Annotated in this window: 13 protein-coding genes; 9 read left to right on the top strand and 4 right to left on the bottom strand. The window is 71.0% G+C overall.

Annotated features, from left to right (window positions below):
• Positions 1-18 precede the first annotated feature (18 nt).
• The 4 genes from HL658_RS21965 to HL658_RS21950 all read left to right on the top strand — a co-directional run bounded on the left by HL658_RS21965 (position 19) and on the right by HL658_RS21950 (position 5,398).
• Positions 19-384 carry a response regulator gene (locus HL658_RS21965; protein WP_180283124.1) on the top strand — a complete coding sequence of 122 codons (366 nt, stop codon included), beginning with the start codon at positions 19-21 and terminating at the stop codon, positions 382-384.
• Between the two features lie 105 nt (positions 385-489).
• A complete protein-coding gene (locus HL658_RS21960; RefSeq protein WP_180283125.1) occupies positions 490-1,671 on the top strand; it encodes a protein-glutamate methylesterase/protein-glutamine glutaminase in 1,182 nt (393 codons plus the stop codon).
• Complete coding sequence (locus HL658_RS21955) at positions 1,668-2,516, top strand: CheR family methyltransferase (protein ID WP_180283126.1); 849 nt, start codon at positions 1,668-1,670, stop codon at positions 2,514-2,516. Before HL658_RS21960 ends, HL658_RS21955 begins: the two co-directional genes overlap by 4 nt.
• A gap of 179 nt (positions 2,517-2,695) precedes the next feature.
• The gene (locus HL658_RS21950) at positions 2,696-5,398 is read left to right on the top strand and encodes a TIGR02302 family protein (RefSeq protein ID WP_180287660.1); all 2,703 of its coding nucleotides are present in this window, start codon (positions 2,696-2,698) and stop codon (positions 5,396-5,398) included.
• An 82-nt stretch (positions 5,399-5,480) separates the two neighbouring features.
• On the opposite strand, the gene HL658_RS36580 is transcribed toward HL658_RS21950, so the two are convergent.
• Positions 5,481-6,146: a DUF3426 domain-containing protein gene (locus HL658_RS36580; protein ID WP_281378848.1), complete on the bottom strand. Its 666-nt coding sequence runs from the start codon at positions 6,144-6,146 to the stop codon at positions 5,481-5,483.
• Between the two features lie 149 nt (positions 6,147-6,295).
• Between HL658_RS36580 and ftsE the strand changes: the two genes are divergently transcribed.
• The 5 genes from ftsE to HL658_RS21920 all read left to right on the top strand — a co-directional run bounded on the left by ftsE (position 6,296) and on the right by HL658_RS21920 (position 11,682).
• Positions 6,296-6,967, top strand: a complete 672-nt coding sequence (gene ftsE, locus HL658_RS21940) for a cell division ATP-binding protein FtsE (protein ID WP_180283129.1) — start codon at positions 6,296-6,298, stop codon at positions 6,965-6,967.
• Positions 6,968-6,986: 19 nt separating this feature from the next.
• Positions 6,987-7,877, top strand: a complete 891-nt coding sequence (locus HL658_RS21935) for a cell division protein FtsX (protein ID WP_180283130.1) — start codon at positions 6,987-6,989, stop codon at positions 7,875-7,877.
• A gap of 34 nt (positions 7,878-7,911) precedes the next feature.
• Positions 7,912-8,547 (top strand): YdcF family protein, encoded by a 636-nt coding sequence (locus HL658_RS21930; protein ID WP_246337779.1) that lies wholly within the window; start codon positions 7,912-7,914, stop codon positions 8,545-8,547.
• 12 nt (positions 8,548-8,559) lie between these two features.
• Positions 8,560-9,333: a lysophospholipid acyltransferase family protein gene (locus tag HL658_RS21925; protein ID WP_180283131.1), complete on the top strand. Its 774-nt coding sequence runs from the start codon at positions 8,560-8,562 to the stop codon at positions 9,331-9,333.
• Between the two features lie 69 nt (positions 9,334-9,402).
• A complete protein-coding gene (locus tag HL658_RS21920) occupies positions 9,403-11,682 on the top strand; it encodes an adenosylcobalamin-dependent ribonucleoside-diphosphate reductase (protein WP_180283132.1) in 2,280 nt (759 codons plus the stop codon).
• A 33-nt stretch (positions 11,683-11,715) separates the two neighbouring features.
• Here HL658_RS21920 and HL658_RS21915 read toward each other — a convergent pair whose 3' ends face one another.
• From HL658_RS21915 to HL658_RS21905, 3 genes are all read right to left on the bottom strand, one after another.
• Positions 11,716-12,630 (bottom strand): hypothetical protein, encoded by a 915-nt coding sequence (locus tag HL658_RS21915; protein ID WP_180283133.1) that lies wholly within the window; start codon positions 12,628-12,630, stop codon positions 11,716-11,718.
• A 196-nt stretch (positions 12,631-12,826) separates the two neighbouring features.
• The gene (locus HL658_RS21910; protein ID WP_246337778.1) at positions 12,827-13,480 is read right to left on the bottom strand and encodes an SH3 domain-containing protein; all 654 of its coding nucleotides are present in this window, start codon (positions 13,478-13,480) and stop codon (positions 12,827-12,829) included.
• 102 nt (positions 13,481-13,582) lie between these two features.
• On the bottom strand, positions 13,583-15,532 hold the full coding sequence (locus HL658_RS21905) for a M1 family metallopeptidase (protein WP_180283135.1): 1,950 nt from the start codon (positions 15,530-15,532) through the stop codon (positions 13,583-13,585).
• Positions 15,533-15,558 lie beyond the last annotated feature (26 nt).

The following is a 15,558-nucleotide window of genomic DNA, read 5'->3' as shown; positions in this document are numbered from 1 at the left end:
TGGAGCCGAGGTCCCGATATGAAGTCCTGTCTGGTGGTGGATGACAGCCGCGTGGTTCGCAAGGTCGCGCGCAAGATTCTGGAAGAGCTGAGCTTCGCGTGCAGCGAGGCGGAGGACGGCAAGCAGGCCATGGAGGCCTGCGCCGTCAAGATGCCCGATGCAATCCTGCTCGACTGGAACATGCCGGTGATGACGGGGATCGAGTTCCTGCGCCGGCTGCGCAAGATGAGCGGCGGCGACGGTCCCAAGGTGGTGTTCTGCACCACCGAGAACGATCTGGCGCACATTCAGGAAGCGCTGTCGGCGGGTGCCAACGAATACATCATGAAGCCCTTCGACAGCGACATCATCCAGACGAAGTTCCAGCAGGTGGGCTTGCTCTAGGTGGTCCCGCGCGTCTGCCCGGCCCGGCTTCCTCCCCAAGCCGGTGCCGGATCGAGTTCAACCCCGCGGCGTCCGTCCGCTCATCGATGAGGCTGTACGCCCGCCATGTCCGACAGTCCCGGCAGGGCCAACCCGATCCCACCCAGACCATCCGGAGCGGACCCGTTCCGCGTGATGGTGGTGGACGATTCCGCCGTGATCCGCGGGCTGTTGACGCGCGCGCTGGAAGGGGATGCCGAGATCAAGGTCGTCGCCTCGGTCGGCGACGGCCAGATGGCGATCAACTCGCTGCAACGCAACTCCATCGACGTCATCGTGCTCGACATCGAGATGCCGGTGATGGACGGCATCACGGCGATCCCGAAACTGCTGGCGGTGGCGCCGCAGGTTAAGATCATCATGGCCTCCACGCTGACGCTGCGCGGGGCCGACGTGTCGATGCGCTGCCTCCAGGCGGGGGCCGCCGACTACATTCCGAAGCCGACCTCCACCCGCGAGATCGGCGGGGCCGACGATTTCAAGCGCGAGCTGGTCTCCAAGGTGAAGGCGCTCGGCGCCTCGGCACGCCGCGCCGGTTCGCGCTCGCGCGGCGAGGTGCGGCCGATCGCGCCCACCTCGGCGGGCGGCCTGCCCAGCTCCAGCCTGCTGCGGCGGGCCGACCCGGCCACCCTGACCCTGCGTCCGATCCCGGCGGTCCTGCCGCGGCCGGACGTCATCGCCATCGGCAGTTCCACCGGCGGGCCGCAGGCGCTGTTCGAGGTGCTGGCGCACCTGAAGCAGGCGGTGACGCAACCGATCCTGATCACCCAGCACATGCCGGCCACCTTCACCACCATCCTGGCGGAGCACATCACCCGCCAGTGCGGGCTGGACGCGAAGGAGGCCAAGGATGGCGAGCCGGTGGTGGAGCGACGCTGCTACATCGCGCCCGGCGACTTCCACATGCTGGTGACCCAGCGCGCCGGGCACAACGTCATCCAGCTCACCAAGGATCCGCCCGAGAATTTCTGCCGGCCGGCCGTCGATCCGATGATGCGGTCGCTGGTGCGCAGCTACGGCGGGCGCAAGATCCTGGCCTGCATCCTCACCGGCATGGGGCAGGACGGGATGAAGGGGTGCACCGAGGTGGTGAACAACGGCGGCCTGCTGATCGGGCAGGACGAAGCCAGCAGCGTGGTGTGGGGCATGCCGGGTGCCGTCGCGCAGGCCGGCTTGTGCTCGGTCATCCTGCCCCTGAAAGAGATCGGTCCCACCATTCGCAAGTATGCATCGAGGGCGGCCGCATGAGGGTCGAGGATTTCGACATGTTCGCCACGCTGCTGAAGCAGCGGTCGGGCCTGGTGCTGACGAAGGACAAGGCGTATCTGCTGGAATCGCGCCTGATGCCGGTGGCGCGCAAGTGGAACATGAAGGGGCTGGACGAGCTCGCCAACACCGTGCGCACGCGCAAGGACGAGGCGCTGCTGCGCGACATCACCGAAGCGATGACGACCAACGAGTCGTCCTTCTACCGCGATTCCAAGCCGTTCGACCAGTTCCGCCAGCTCGTCCTGCCGCGCCTTCTGGAGACGCGGGCGTCCAAGCGCTCGATCCGCATCTGGTCGGCGGCCTGCTCCTCGGGGCAGGAGGCCTATTCGCTGGCAATGCTGCTGCTGGACGAGCAGGCAAAGATCGCCGGCTGGCGCATCGAGATCGTCGGCACCGACATCTCCGCCGAGATGGTGGAGCGCGCCAAGGCCGGCGTCTACACCCAATTCGAGGTGCAGCGCGGCCTGCCCATCCAGATGCTGGTCAAGCACTTCAAGCAGAACGGCGACAAGTGGCAGATCAGCCAGCAGATCCGCCAGATGGCGTCCTTCCGCGAATGGAACCTGCTGCAGGACCTCTCGGCGCTGGGGCAGTTCGACGTGGTGTTCTGCCGGAACGTGCTGATCTATTTCGACCAGCCGACGAAGACCAAGGTTCTGGAGTCGATCGCCCGCCAGATGCCGCCCGACGGCATCCTGTATCTGGGCGGTGCCGAGACCGTGCTGGGCATCACCGACCGCTTCAAGGCGGTGGACGGCCAGCGCGGCCTCTACACCCCCGCCGCCGGCGGCTTCGCCGCCCCCGCCGCCGCCCGGGCCTTCTGAGGATCCGCCCCCTCCGGCGCAGATGCCAGGCGCCACGGTTTGTGCCTTAATGATCACCCGATGCCGGGGCCTTATTTCGGCCACGGAGGGGTGATTGTGATGGACGCGAACCATATCCATGGCGTCGTCCCCCGCGCCCGACGGGCCGCGGCCGGCGACGGGCTGGACGGGAGTGCGGCATGAGGACGAGCGACGATCGGAACCGCGCCGTGCGCGACAATGCCGCCCCCGACGCGGCCCACGGCACCGCCAGGAACGCGGGAGGCATCGGGGAACCGGGCTTCCGCCTGCTCCAGGCGCGGCTGGCGCTGGCGTGGGAGCGGCTGTGGCCGGGGCTGTGGCCGGCGGCCAGCGTGCTGGGCCTGTTCATCGCCGTCGCCTTCTTCAATATCCTGCCCACCCTGCCCGGCTGGCTGCATCTGCTGGCCCTGGCGGGCTTCGCCGCCGGGTTGGGGGTCGCCCTGTGGCGCGGGCTGCGCGGCTTCACCTTCCCCGACGCCGCGGCGGCACGCCGGCGGATCGAGCGCGACAGCGGCTTGGCCCACCGGCCGTTGCACGTCCTGCGCGACAGCGTGTCCGGCAACGACCCGATGGCCGCCGCCCTCTGGCGTCTGCATCAGGAGCGCGTACGCGACGCGGTGAAGCGCCTGCGCGTGCGGATGCCGGAACCGCATGTGGCCGCCCGCGACCGTTACGCGGTGCGCGTGCTGGTCGGCCTGCTGCTGTTCGTGTCGGCCGGGGTGGCGTGGCAGGACTGGCGCGCCCGGCTGGAGGCGGCGCTGACCCCCGGCCTGTCCAGCCCGGCGGCGGCCACGGCGTCCACCCTCGACCTGTGGGTGACGCCGCCCGACTACACCGGATTGGCGCCGATCTTCCTGACATCGGGCGGCACGGCCGCCGCGGCCGGACCCGCCGCGGGGTCGGGTGCGGCGCCGGCGGCCGCCCCCGGCCAGCCCGCCCCCGGCCAGCCCGCCCCCGGCCAGCCCATCGCGGTGCCCAGCGGCAGCCAGGTGCTCGCCCGCGCCACCGGCGGCTCCACCGTCCCGGTGCTGGAGGTGAACGGCGCCGACGCCGGGTTCGAAGCGGTGGAGACCGGGACCTTCCAGATCCAGGCCCCGGTCACCGGCGGCACCCGCATCGCGGTGCGGCAGGGCAGCCGGACGATGGGCTCCTGGCCGATCACCGTGGTGCCCGACCGCGCGCCGACCGTCGCCTTCGCCCAGCCGCCCGCGGCCGGGGAGCGCGGGGCGCTGCGCATCGACTATGTGGCGCAGGACGATTACGGCCTGACCGGCATCGACGCCGTCGTGGCGCTGGCGGCCGAGGGGCTGGAGACCGACCCGGAGTTCGACCGCGCTCCGGTGACGTTGCCGATGGGTCTGCCGGGCGCCCGCCCGAAGCAGGCGCGCAGTGCCGGCTTCCACGACCTGACGGCACACCCCTGGGCCGGCCTGCCGGTCACGCTGCGGCTGAGCGCCACCGACGGCGCCGGCCAGCAGGGTCACAGCGACGAGGTCGCCATGACCCTGCCGGAGCGGATGTTCAGCCACCCCGTCGCGCGCGAGATCGTGGAGCAGCGCAAGAAGCTGACGCTCCGCCCCAGCGCCATGCGGACGGAGGTGGCGCGCGCCCTGTCGGAGCTGTCGGCCCGCCCCGGCGCCTTCGCCGGCGACATCATCGTCTTCCTGTCGCTGCGCACGGCGGTGGCGCGGCTGATGCTGGACGATTCGGTGGAGGCCATCCCGGAGCTGCAGCAGCTGCTGTGGGAGACCGCGCTGCGGGTCGAGGATGGCGGGCTGTCGCTGGCCGAACGGGACCTGCGCGATGCCGAGCGGCGGCTGGCCGAGGCGCTCGAACGTAACGCCTCGGACGAGGAGCTGCGGCGGCTGATGGACGAGCTCCAGACCGCGATGGACCGCTTCCTCGAAGCCATGGAGGAGCAGATGCGCCAGGCGCTGGAACGCGGCGAACAGATCCCCCAGATGCCGCCCGAGATGGCCCAGCGCATGGACATGTTCGACCGAAACGATCTCCAGCGCATGATGGACCAGATGCGGGCGATGGCGGAGACCGGGGCCAAGGACGCCGCCCGCCAGATGCTCTCGCAGCTTCAGCAGATGCTGGAGAGCATGCGCTCCGGCGCCATGGCGCAGATGCAGCAGAACCAACAGAACCAGCAGATGCAGATGATGCGCGAGCTGCAGGAGCTCGCGCAGAGGCAGCAGCAGTTGCTGGACGAGACCTTCCGCCAGTCGCAGGAGCAGATGGGCAACCAGCAGGGCCAGCCGCAGCAGGGGCCGCGCGGGCGTCAGCAGCAGCAGCAGCAGCAGGGCCAGCGCGGCGGCCAGAACAACTCCGGCAGCCCGACGATGCAGCGTCAGGCGGAACGGCAGGAGGCGCTGCGCCGCCAGCTCGGCGACATCATGCGCCGCATGGGCGAGACGGGGGGCGAGATCCCGCGCCCGCTGGGCCGCGCCGAACGGGCCATGCGCGACGCCGGCCAGGCGCTCCGGCAGGGTCAGCCCGGCTCCGCCGTGCCGCCGCAGACCCAGGCCATGGACGAGCTGCAGCAGGGCATGCAGTCCATGGCCGAGCAGATGATGCAGCAGATGCAGCAGATGATGATGGGTGCTCAGCCGGGCATGCAGCCGGGGGGCCAGCCAAGCCAGCCCGACCCGCGCCAGGTCGGCCGCAACCGTGATCCGCTCGGCCGCCGCCCGCCCAGCCAGGGCACGGTGGATAACAACGACGTCAAGATCCCGGAGGAGGCGGACCTCCAGCGGTCCCGCGAGATCCTGGACGAGCTGCGCCGCCGCTCCGGCGAATTCGACCGCCCGCGGCCGGAGCGTGACTACATCGACCGGCTGCTGCGGCAGTTCTGAGGGGCGGTGTCGCGGTGGGCCCCCACCCAAACCCTCCCCCATCTGATGACGGGGGAGGGCTTCCGTCTCCTCCCCCCGTCCCTCACTCCCCTTCGAAGCTGATCATCACCTCGGCCGCGGCGCCGGGATCGGATTCGGCGGACTGGAAGATGGCGACCTCGCCGGGCAGCAGGCCGGTCTGCGACGGCTCGATGGTCCAGCTCTTCAGCGGCTTCTTCTCGGCGTCGAGCGTCACCGCGCGCAGCTTCGGCACGGCCCGCTCACGGTCGCTGTCGTTGACGATGCGCCCTTCGACGATCAGCAGGGCGGCGCCGTTCTCCACCCGGTGTTCGGAGCGCACGCCCTGGAGCTTCAGCCCGGCACCCGGCGGATCGACCGGAAGCCCGACGAGGGCGTAGAGCCGGGCCGAGGGCGGCCAGGCATCGACGATGGCGGCGCGGGCGAGCAGACCGCCCGCCACGATGCCGGCCACCACCACGCCGAAGGCGATCCAGCCGACCGGCAGCCGGCGACCACCGCGACCCCTGCCCCGCGCGTCGCCGCCGATGGGGCGCGTGTCGCGCGTCGGCATGCGCAGCTCGGTCGCCTCGTCGTCCATCATCCGCGTTTCGGCACCGGCGCGCTCCGGCACCCGGTACTGCTGCCAGGTGTGGCCGCATTTGGCGCAACGCACCTTGCGGCCTTCGGGACCGACGGATGCGGCGCCCACGGTGTAACGCGTGGCGCATGTTGGGCAGGTGATGAGCATCGACATGCGGCCGGACAACGCGGAAACAGACTGTCTTATAAGAAACGATGCGGTATGAAGCAAGGAAGGCCCCATGCCGGCCCGCGGACGGCCATACCACCGCCGGGGCCCGCCGCCGGGGCACCCGTCGGCAACCACGGTGAACGGGTGTGATCAGGTTCGAGAATGTCGGTCTGCGTTACGGCACCGGGACGGAGGTGTTGCGCGACGTCAGCTTCACGCTGGCGCCGGGTTCCTACCATTTTCTGACCGGCGCCAGCGGAGCGGGCAAGTCGTCGCTGCTGAAGCTGATGTATCTGGCGCACCGCCCGTCGCGCGGGCTGATCACGCTGCTGGGCCGCGACGTGGCGCGGCTGAAGCGGACGGAGCTGCCGGCGCTGCGGCGGCAGATCGGCGTGGTGTTCCAGGATTTCCAGCTTCTCGACCATCTGTCGGCGCTGGACAACGTCGCCCTGCCGCTGCGCATGGCCGGGGTGGCGGAGGACGACGCCATGGAGCATTGCGTGGAGATCCTGAAATGGGTCGGTCTGGGCAACCACCTGCAGGCCAAGCCCTCCACCCTGTCCGGCGGGCAGCAGCAGCGCGTCGCCATCGCCCGCGCGGTGATCAACCGGCCACGCCTGCTGCTGGCCGATGAGCCGACCGGCAATGTCGACGACGGCATCGGCATGCGCCTGCTCTATCTCTTCGAGGAGTTGTACAAGCTGGGCACCACCGTGGTGATCGCCACCCACAACGAGGCGCTGATCCGCCGCTTCGACCACCCGCACCTGCACCTCGACCAGGGCCGGCTGCACCTGCTGTCCGGCGCCGCCGCCTGACGGCCGGGGAGGGACGACCATGCTGCTGCGCAAGCAATACGATGTGCCGCTGGCGCGTGATCCATCCTCGCGCTTCCTCGTCTGGATCACGCTGCTGATGAGCTATCTGGCGGCGCTGGCGCTGGCCGGGGCGTTGCTGGTGGGGGAGATGGCGGCGCGCTGGGACAGCGGGCTGGCCGGCGGGCTGACCGTGCAGATCGCCCCCCTGCCCGGCCGCACCGACGTGCCACCGCTGACCGCGCGGGTGGAGGCGGCGCTGACGGTGCTGCGCGCGACCCCTGGCGTGACCAGGGCCGACCCGCTCGGCACCGACGACGCCGCACGCCTGCTGGAGCCGTGGCTGGGGCCGGACGCGGCCAAGGATCCGTCGCTGCCGGTGCCGCGGCTGATCGACGTGGTCACCGACGGCACGGTGGACACGCCGCAGCTCGCCCGCCGGCTCGAGTCGGCGGCGCCCGGCGCCACGCTGGACGACCACGCGGCGTGGCTGGCCGACCTGCGCGCCTTCGCCCGCTCGGTGGTGCTGGCGGCGCTGGGCATCGTCGCCGTGGTCAGCGGGGCGGCGGTGCTGGCCGTGGTCTTCGCGGTGCGCGCGGGGCTTGCGATTCACCACAATGTGGTGCAACTGCTGCATCTCATGGGAGCCACCGACCGCTATGTCTCGCGCCAGTTCGAATCGCATGTGCTGGGTCTCAGCCTGCGCGGCGGGCTGGCCGGCGTGGCTCTGGCCGCGGCCACCCTGCTCGGGCTCCAGCACGCGGCGGAGGGGCTGCGCGCCAGCCTGCTGCCGGACATGAACATGGCGCCCTGGCAATGGGCGACTCTTCTGGTGGTACCGGCCGCCGCCGCTCTGCTGGCGGTCGGCACCGCGCGGGCGACCGTGCTGCGGACGCTGGAGGCCCTGCCGTGACCGCCCAGCCTGCCGGCCGGGACCGGCCGGGGCGATGATGCGGGACCGCTCCCGGCGCGGCGGCGTGCTGCGCGACCTGCGACGCCTGTTCCTGCTGGCGCTGGCGGTGACGCTGGCCTGGGGCGGCGGCCTCGTCTGGTTCGCCGGCGACATCCCGCGCGAGGAGGGGGCGGGCGCCGATCAGGCCCGCAGGACCGACGCCGTCGTCGTGCTGACCGGCGGCAGCCACCGGCTGACCACCGGCCTGCGGCTGCTGGAGGATGGGCTGGGCCGCAAGCTCTTCGTGTCGGGCGTCTATGACGGGGTGGACGTGCAGGAGCTGCTGCGCGTCGTGCGCCAGACGCCGGGGCACCTGGAATGCTGCATCGTGCTGGGTTACGCCGCCGACAGCACGCTGGGCAACGCGTCGGAGACCGCCGGCTGGATGCGCGAGCAGGGCTACCGGTCGCTGCGGCTGGTCACCGCCAATTACCACATGCGGCGCAGCCTTCTGGAGTTCCGCCTGGCGATGCCCGACATCGAGGTGGTGCCCCACCCCGTGGCCCCGCCCAACGTGCGGCTGGAGGACTGGTGGCTGCGGCCGGGCACGGCCAGCCTCATCGTCAACGAATACAACAAGTACCTTGCGGTTCTGCTGCGCTCGCTTCTCGAAGACTCCCGCCAATCCTGATACGGTCCCGCCATGATCGCCTTGCGTTCGCTCCTCTTCAACATCGCCTTCTACGGCTGGACCACGATCGCCTGCTTCGGCCTGCTGTGGATGCTGCTGCTGCCGCGGCGGCGGATGATCGCCGTCGTGCGCTGGTACCTCGACACGGTGGGCTGGCTGGAGCGCGTCATCCTCGGTCTCGACTACGAGGTGCGGGGCCGGGAGAACCTGCCGGCCGGGGCCTGCATCGTCGCCGCCAAGCACCAGTCGGCGTGGGAGACGATGAAGCTGCACGCCCTGTTCGGCGACCCGGCCATCGTGCTGAAGCGGGAGCTGACCTGGATCCCCATCTGGGGCTGGTACGCCCGCAAGGCGCGCATGATCGCCGTGGACCGCGGGGCGCGCGGCAAGGCCCTGTCCTCGATGATCGAGAACTCCCGCCCTGTGGCGGCGGAGGGGCGGCCCATCGTGATCTTCCCGCAGGGGACCCGCACCGCCCCCGGCGCCTACCGCGGCTACCGCGTCGGGGTGGGCGCGCTGTACGAGCAGTTGCGGTTGCCCATCGTACCGGTGGCGCTCAACTCCGGCGTCTTCTGGGGGCGCAACAGCTTCATGAAGCGGTCCGGCACCATCGTCGTGGAGATCCTTCCGCCCATCCAGCCCGGCCTGCCCCGCGCCCAGGCGATGGCGGAGCTGGAAAGCCGGCTGGAGGCCGCGACCGACCGGCTGGTGGTCGCCGCCGGCGGGCCGCCGACCGTGCGCAACGCGACGGCCGCTCCCGCAAGAGCCGTGGCCCCGGCTCCCTGACGCGCACGGGAACGACGGGGACACCATATCGACCACGCCGGCGGGGACGGGCCGGGCATGGAGGATCGGATGACGGGCATCGCCGCGATTTCCCAGCAGATCTGGGACATGAAGTACCGCTTCAAGACGGCGGACGGCGAGCCGCTGGACGCCACCATCGACGACACCTGGACCCGCGTCGCGGGTGCGCTAGCCGCCGGTGAATCCGACCCCGCCCGCTGGGCGCCGGTGTTCCGCGACGCGCTGGCCGGCTTCGGTTTCCTGCCGGCGGGGCGCATCCTGGCCGGGGCCGGCACCGGACGGTCGGTGACGCTGTTCAACTGCTTCGTCATGGGCCGGATCGGGGACGATCTGGGCGCCATCTTCGCGCATCTGCGCGAGGCGGCGCTGACCATGCAGCAGGGCGGCGGCATCGGCTACGACTTCTCCACCATCCGCCCCAAGGGCGCGCGCGTGCACGGGGTGGGGGCCGACGCGTCGGGGCCGCTGTCCTTCATGGACGTGTGGGACAGCATGTGCCGCACCATCATGTCGGCCGGCGCCCGGCGCGGCGCGATGATGGCGACGCTGCGCTGCGACCATCCCGACATCGAGGCCTTCATCGACGCCAAGCGCGAGCCGGGCCGGTTGCGCATGTTCAACCTGTCGGTGCTGGTCACGGACGCGTTCATGCAGGCGGTGGAGGCGGATCAGCCCTGGCCGCTCGGGTTCGACGGCCACTGCACCAAGGTCCTGCGCGCCCGCGAGCTGTGGGACCGCATCATGCAGGCCACCTACGCCTACGCCGAACCGGGCGTGATCTTCATCGACCGCATCAACGCCACCAATAACCTGCGGTATTGCGAGGAGATTTCTGCCACTAATCCTTGTGGAGAACAGCCGCTCCCCCCCTATGGCGCCTGCCTGCTGGGCTCCATCAATCTCGCCACGCTGGTGCGCGATCCGTTCGGAATGGAAGCAGGGCTGGACATGGAGCGGTTGCGGGCGCTGGTGCCGGTCGCCGTGCGCATGATGGACAATGTGGTCGACGTCTCCCGCTTCCCGCTGGAGGCGCAGCGGCGGGAGGCGCAGGCGAAGCGTCGCATCGGGCTCGGGGTCACCGGGCTGGCCGACGCGCTGATCCTGTGCGGCGTGCGCTACGGCAGCGCGCGGGCGGTGGAGCTGACCGACCTCTGGCTGGGCGCGGTCCAGGCGGAGGCGTACCGGGCCTCCGCCGCGCTGGCCGCCGAGAAGGGGGCCTTCCCGCTCTACGACCGCGACGCGTACATGGCCTCGCCCATGGTGATGGCGCTTCCCGGCGACGTGCGCGCGGCGATCGCGGCGCATGGCGTGCGCAACGCGCTGCTGACCTCCATCGCCCCCACCGGCACCATCTCGCTGTTCGCGGACAACGTGTCGTCGGGGATTGAGCCGGTCTTCTCCTACAGTTACGAGCGGTCGGTGCTGATGCCGGACGGCAGCCGCCGGACGGAGGAGGTCAGCGACCCTGCCCACCGCCTGTTCCGCGAGCGTTTCGGGCCGGACGCGCCACTGCCTGATTATTTCGTGGACGCCCAGAGCCTGACTCCGGCGGAGCATGTGGTGATGCAGGCCGCCGCCCAGCGGCATGTGGACAGCTCCATCTCCAAGACCATCAACTGCCCGGAGGATCTGCCCTTCGACGCCTTCAAGGACGTGTACCGGCAGGCGTACGCGTTGGGATGCAAGGGCTGCACCACCTATCGCCCCAACGCCGTGACCGGTGCGGTGCTGGCGGTGAAGAAGGAAACGCCCAAAGCGCCGGCGCCGGCCGGCGACGGCGGTTCCGTCGTCTACATGACCAAGCCGCTCGACCGGCCGGAGGCGCTGCCGGGGGAAACGTACAAGGTGCGCTGGCCGGACAGCGACCACGCCATGTACATCACCATCAACGACGTGGTGGAGGCCGGGCGCCGACGGCCGTTCGAGGTGTTCATCAACTCCAAGAACATGGAGCATTACGCCTGGACGGTGGCGCTGACCCGCATGATCTCCGCCGTGTTCCGGCGCGGCGGCGACGTCAGCTTCGTGGTGGAGGAGCTGAAGGCGGTGTTCGACCCGCGCGGCGGCGCGTGGCTGGGCGGGCGCTATGTGCCGTCCCTGCTGGCCGCCATCGGCGACGTGATCGAGCGGCACATGACCGCCATCGGCTTCCTGCCGGACCGCGGGGCGGGCGAGCCGGCCAAGCGGATCATCGCCGGTGGCCCGTCCACCGGCACGGAGCCTGCGGCCCGCGCCGCGCTGCAATGCCCGAAATGCGGCCAGCCCGGCTTGGTGCGGCAGGAGGGGTGCGACACCTGCCACAGCTGCGGCTATTCGAAATGCTCGTGACCGGTGGTCACCCCGGCGTCCTGTGACCGGCGGTCACTCGGCGGCGTGCATGGCGGCGGTGACCGTCTCCGAATCGGCCTGCTTGCGCTCGTTGCTTGTGCCGTGCACGCCGATTTCGGTGAAACGCCGCACCCAGTCGTCGAGGCGGGATTTCTCCACCACCCCCGTGGCTGGATCGAGGCTGGACACGGAAAAGGCGATCTCCGCGTGCAGCGCCGTGAGGCCGGCCAGCTTCGCCGATTTGTTGGCGTAGTCCTGCTGCGGACCGTAGAAGGACCCCACGCTGCCGACGACGGTGGTCATGGTGGACAGCAGCAGAGCCGACATGCCGAGCGCCCATTTCCAGCGCTGCGGCCAAGCAGGCGCATCCGCCCCCACACCCGACGGAAGCGGGGCCGCCGAGGTCAGCCCGTGCGTGTTCAGCGCGACCACCAGCGTCGTCGCCGCGCTGATCAGGATCGAGAACCATTGGAAGACCTGGAGCCAGACATAGCTCTGCTGCACCCGCTCGTGGAACTCGTGACGGAGATGGAAGATCTTCTTGCTGAGCAGCAGCACCTGCCGCTCCCACCCCTTGAGCCGTCCGTCGGCCGGCAGGGACCGGGTGGCCGTGAAGCGGGTGCTGACGGGCAGGAAGGGTTGGAAATCCTGCACATCCGACACCTCCGTGACCGCCAGCCCATGCTGCGCGGCGACGGCGTGCATCACGGCGAGGAAATCGTCGCGCGCCGTTGATTCGGCCAGGGTTCGTTGCTGGTCGTTGGTGGCCGGCCCCGTCGCCTCGGACAGCGAGATCGGCCGGCCGAACACGGCGGCGAGCACGGCCAGCCCGAGCGACAGCCCGACCACCGTGAGAAGACCGACGCGCCACCAGCGCATCACCACATCCGGGGCCGAGCGTGCGTCAGCCAACGCTGTGCCGTTGTCCATAACCGAGGACGTGGTCATGCCGGGCCGTCCACCTTTGTCCAATATGACGGACAGACTAACCCGTTCGACGGGTTTTATGAAGGTGACTTTCTAAATTTAGGAATAAATCTCCGTCATCTTCATCCCTGGATGGCGTGATGATCACCACACGATCGTATTCGGAAAGAGTGCCGCCGCTGCCCGCGGTCGGTGGCGGGCAGCGGCGGGAGATGCCTCAGCGGGACGAACCCATCGCCGGCAGGGCGAGGTCCGGCGTGTCGCCGCTGTCGCCGATGGTGATCCGCTCGCGCTCGTTGCCGCCCATCACGACGCTGACCGGGCGGCCGTTGTTGTAGTTCTTCCACATCTGGTACACGGCGAGCGCCGCGTAGATCTTCGCATCGCGGCTGGTGTTGTAGACCCAGGCGTCGGTCGGCACCACGCGGAGCGTGCCGTTGTTGCCGGCCTCCACCTTCTCGGCGAAGCGGTAGCCGAACTGGTCGTTGATGCGGCGCACCAACGTGTCGAAGGCCGGTGACAGGCGCTCGAACCCGGCGGCCTCCTCACGCTGCGGCGCGCGTGCGGCACCCTCGCCCGACAGGGTGCTCGCGGTCTTGCGGCGGACGAGGTCGGAGAAGATCCACCCCTCCTCGCCCGTGCGCACCACGCGCACGCCCAGCCACTCGCCCTCCCGCCGCAGCTCGACCAGCTCGTCGTTGCGCGACACGGTGGAGCGTACGTTGGCGCTGTCCGACGGGCCGGCGCGCAGGTTCACCTTCTCCGAGGTGACCGCGTGCACGTCACCCGGCGCCGCACCGGCCGAAACCGGAAACCCGGCGGCGACACCCACGGCCGCGCAGAGACCCAGACCCAACGTCCGTCCGATCATGTTCCCCTCCCTCCTGGCGGTGCGCACGGGAAGCCCGTGCGTCTTCCCACCATGAACACGTACGAAGGGCATACGATCCCGTGGACGATCCCGCAGGCCGGCTCAATCGAGTGCACGACGCAAAGGCGTGGACGTCGGCTCCCACACGCCCCGTTCCACCGCCCGCGCGCCGTCGAACACCAGCCAACTCTGCCGGCCATAATGCGGCAGCGGGCGCAGCAGCGCGCCGAGTGCGCCCGCATCGGCGGCGGCCACGGTGAGCACGGGGCGGCCATCCGCCGTGCGCGCGGCCCACACCCGCGCCGTGCCGCGCCCGCCCAGCGCGTCCGGCATCGGCGGCAGCGACAGGCGGCGGGCGGTGGCGGCCACCGCCGCGTCGGTGCCGATCAGCAGAAGCGGAGCGGTCGGGTCCAGACGATCGGGCGGCGTTGGCTGCGGCTCGCCTTCCAGCAGGCGGGACGCCAGGGCACGCGCGGTCTCCGCCGCCTCACCTTCCGCCACGATCACCAGACGGGCGGCGGGGTCGAGCAGCGTGTCGCGCAGGATCGGCGGCGCCTCCCCCGGCGCCAGCCGGCGGAACAGGTCGAGGCCGGGGTCGATGGCGACCTCCAGCGGCCGGGCCTGCGCCGGCAGGGTGACAGTCGCCGTGCGCCCCTCCAGCCGAACCCGGCGCGCCTCCGTCCCGACGGACGTGCGCACCGACACCGGAACGGACAGGGTGAAGGTCGGGTCGTCCTGGGCCAGGGTCAGGGTGATGGCGTTCCCTGCGGTCGTCGCCCGCTCCAGCCGCAGCGTCGGCGCCCCCGGCCGCTCCAGCCATTGCGCGAAGAAGCGGCCGAGGTCACGGCCCGCGGCCTCCTCGAAGGCGTGCCGCAGGTCGGGCCAGCCGGCATCCTGAAAGGCCTCCCGCACCCAGAAGCGCCGCAGCCCGTCGGTGAAGGCGGCCTCCCCGATCTCACCGCGCAGCATGTGGAAGAGGTAGGCGGCCTTGCCATAGCCGACGATCTGGCCGGCGGCGTGGGTGCGCGTGCGGAAGGCGGTCAACGGCGTGTCGTGGTCGGCCGGCAGGGCCGCGTAATCGCGCAGCCACTCCAGCCGCATGGAACGCGCCGCCGACGGGTCGCGGGCGGCGGTGCCGTCATGGTCGGCCATCAGGGTGGTCAGCCCCTCCGCCCAGTTGCCGCCCTCGTACGCGACGCGCACACCGTTGCCCCACCAGTTGTGCAGCACCTCGTGCGCCAGCGACTGGCCGCGCACGAAGGGCAGCGGCAGCACACGCCGGCCGATGTAGGTCAGCGCCGGGAAGCCGAGCCCGACCGGCAGCGGCGCCGACACCACCGCGAAGCCGGCGAAGGGGTACGGACCGATGCGCGCGGCGAATCCGTCGATGGCGGCGGACACATCGTCCAGGAAGGCCGGAGACAGCGCCTCCTGCTCCGGGTGGAAATAGGTGCGCAGGCGGATGTCGCCGTGCCGCCGCTCGGCGATCCGCCAGGGACCGGCGAACAGCGACGGCTCCTCGACATCCCGCGCCTCGGCGAAGACGGCGCGGTAACCGCCGCCCGCCTGCTCCTCCACCAGCGCGCCGGTGGCTACGGCGACATAGGGGGCGGGCACGCGTACGGTCAGGCGCCACGCCGGCGGCGCGCCATCGGAGGACGCGATCCAGCTCCCGGCCGGCAGATACACCCCGTCCTCCCCCGCCGCGGCGCCCCGCCCATCCGGAGCGAAGGGCGGCAGGGTGGCGGTGTAGCGCAGCCGCAGCTCGCCCCCGCCATCCGGCACCGGGATCACGGCGCCAACGGGCAGGCGCCGCACCGCCAGCGTCCGGCCGCCGGCCGTCGCCTCCGCCAGCTCCATCGGCGCCGGCAGCCGCAGGGCGTCGGCGGCACCGGGGGTGACGGTGACTCGGTCGGTCACCGTCACGCGCCGCGCCGCCGGATCGAGCACCACGTCGAGCTCGTGATGGACGCCCGCCAGGGCGGGCACGGCGGTGAGCAGCACGGCGATGGCCGTGCACAGCGCATGGCGCGCGTTGGTGAAGACCCTCATCGCCAGCCCATACCCCGTCGCCGCAT

The organism is Azospirillum oleiclasticum, assembly GCF_013423485.1.
Taxonomy (GTDB): domain Bacteria; phylum Pseudomonadota; class Alphaproteobacteria; order Azospirillales; family Azospirillaceae; genus Azospirillum; species Azospirillum oleiclasticum.
This window is presented reverse-complemented; position numbering and strand designations above follow the sequence as displayed.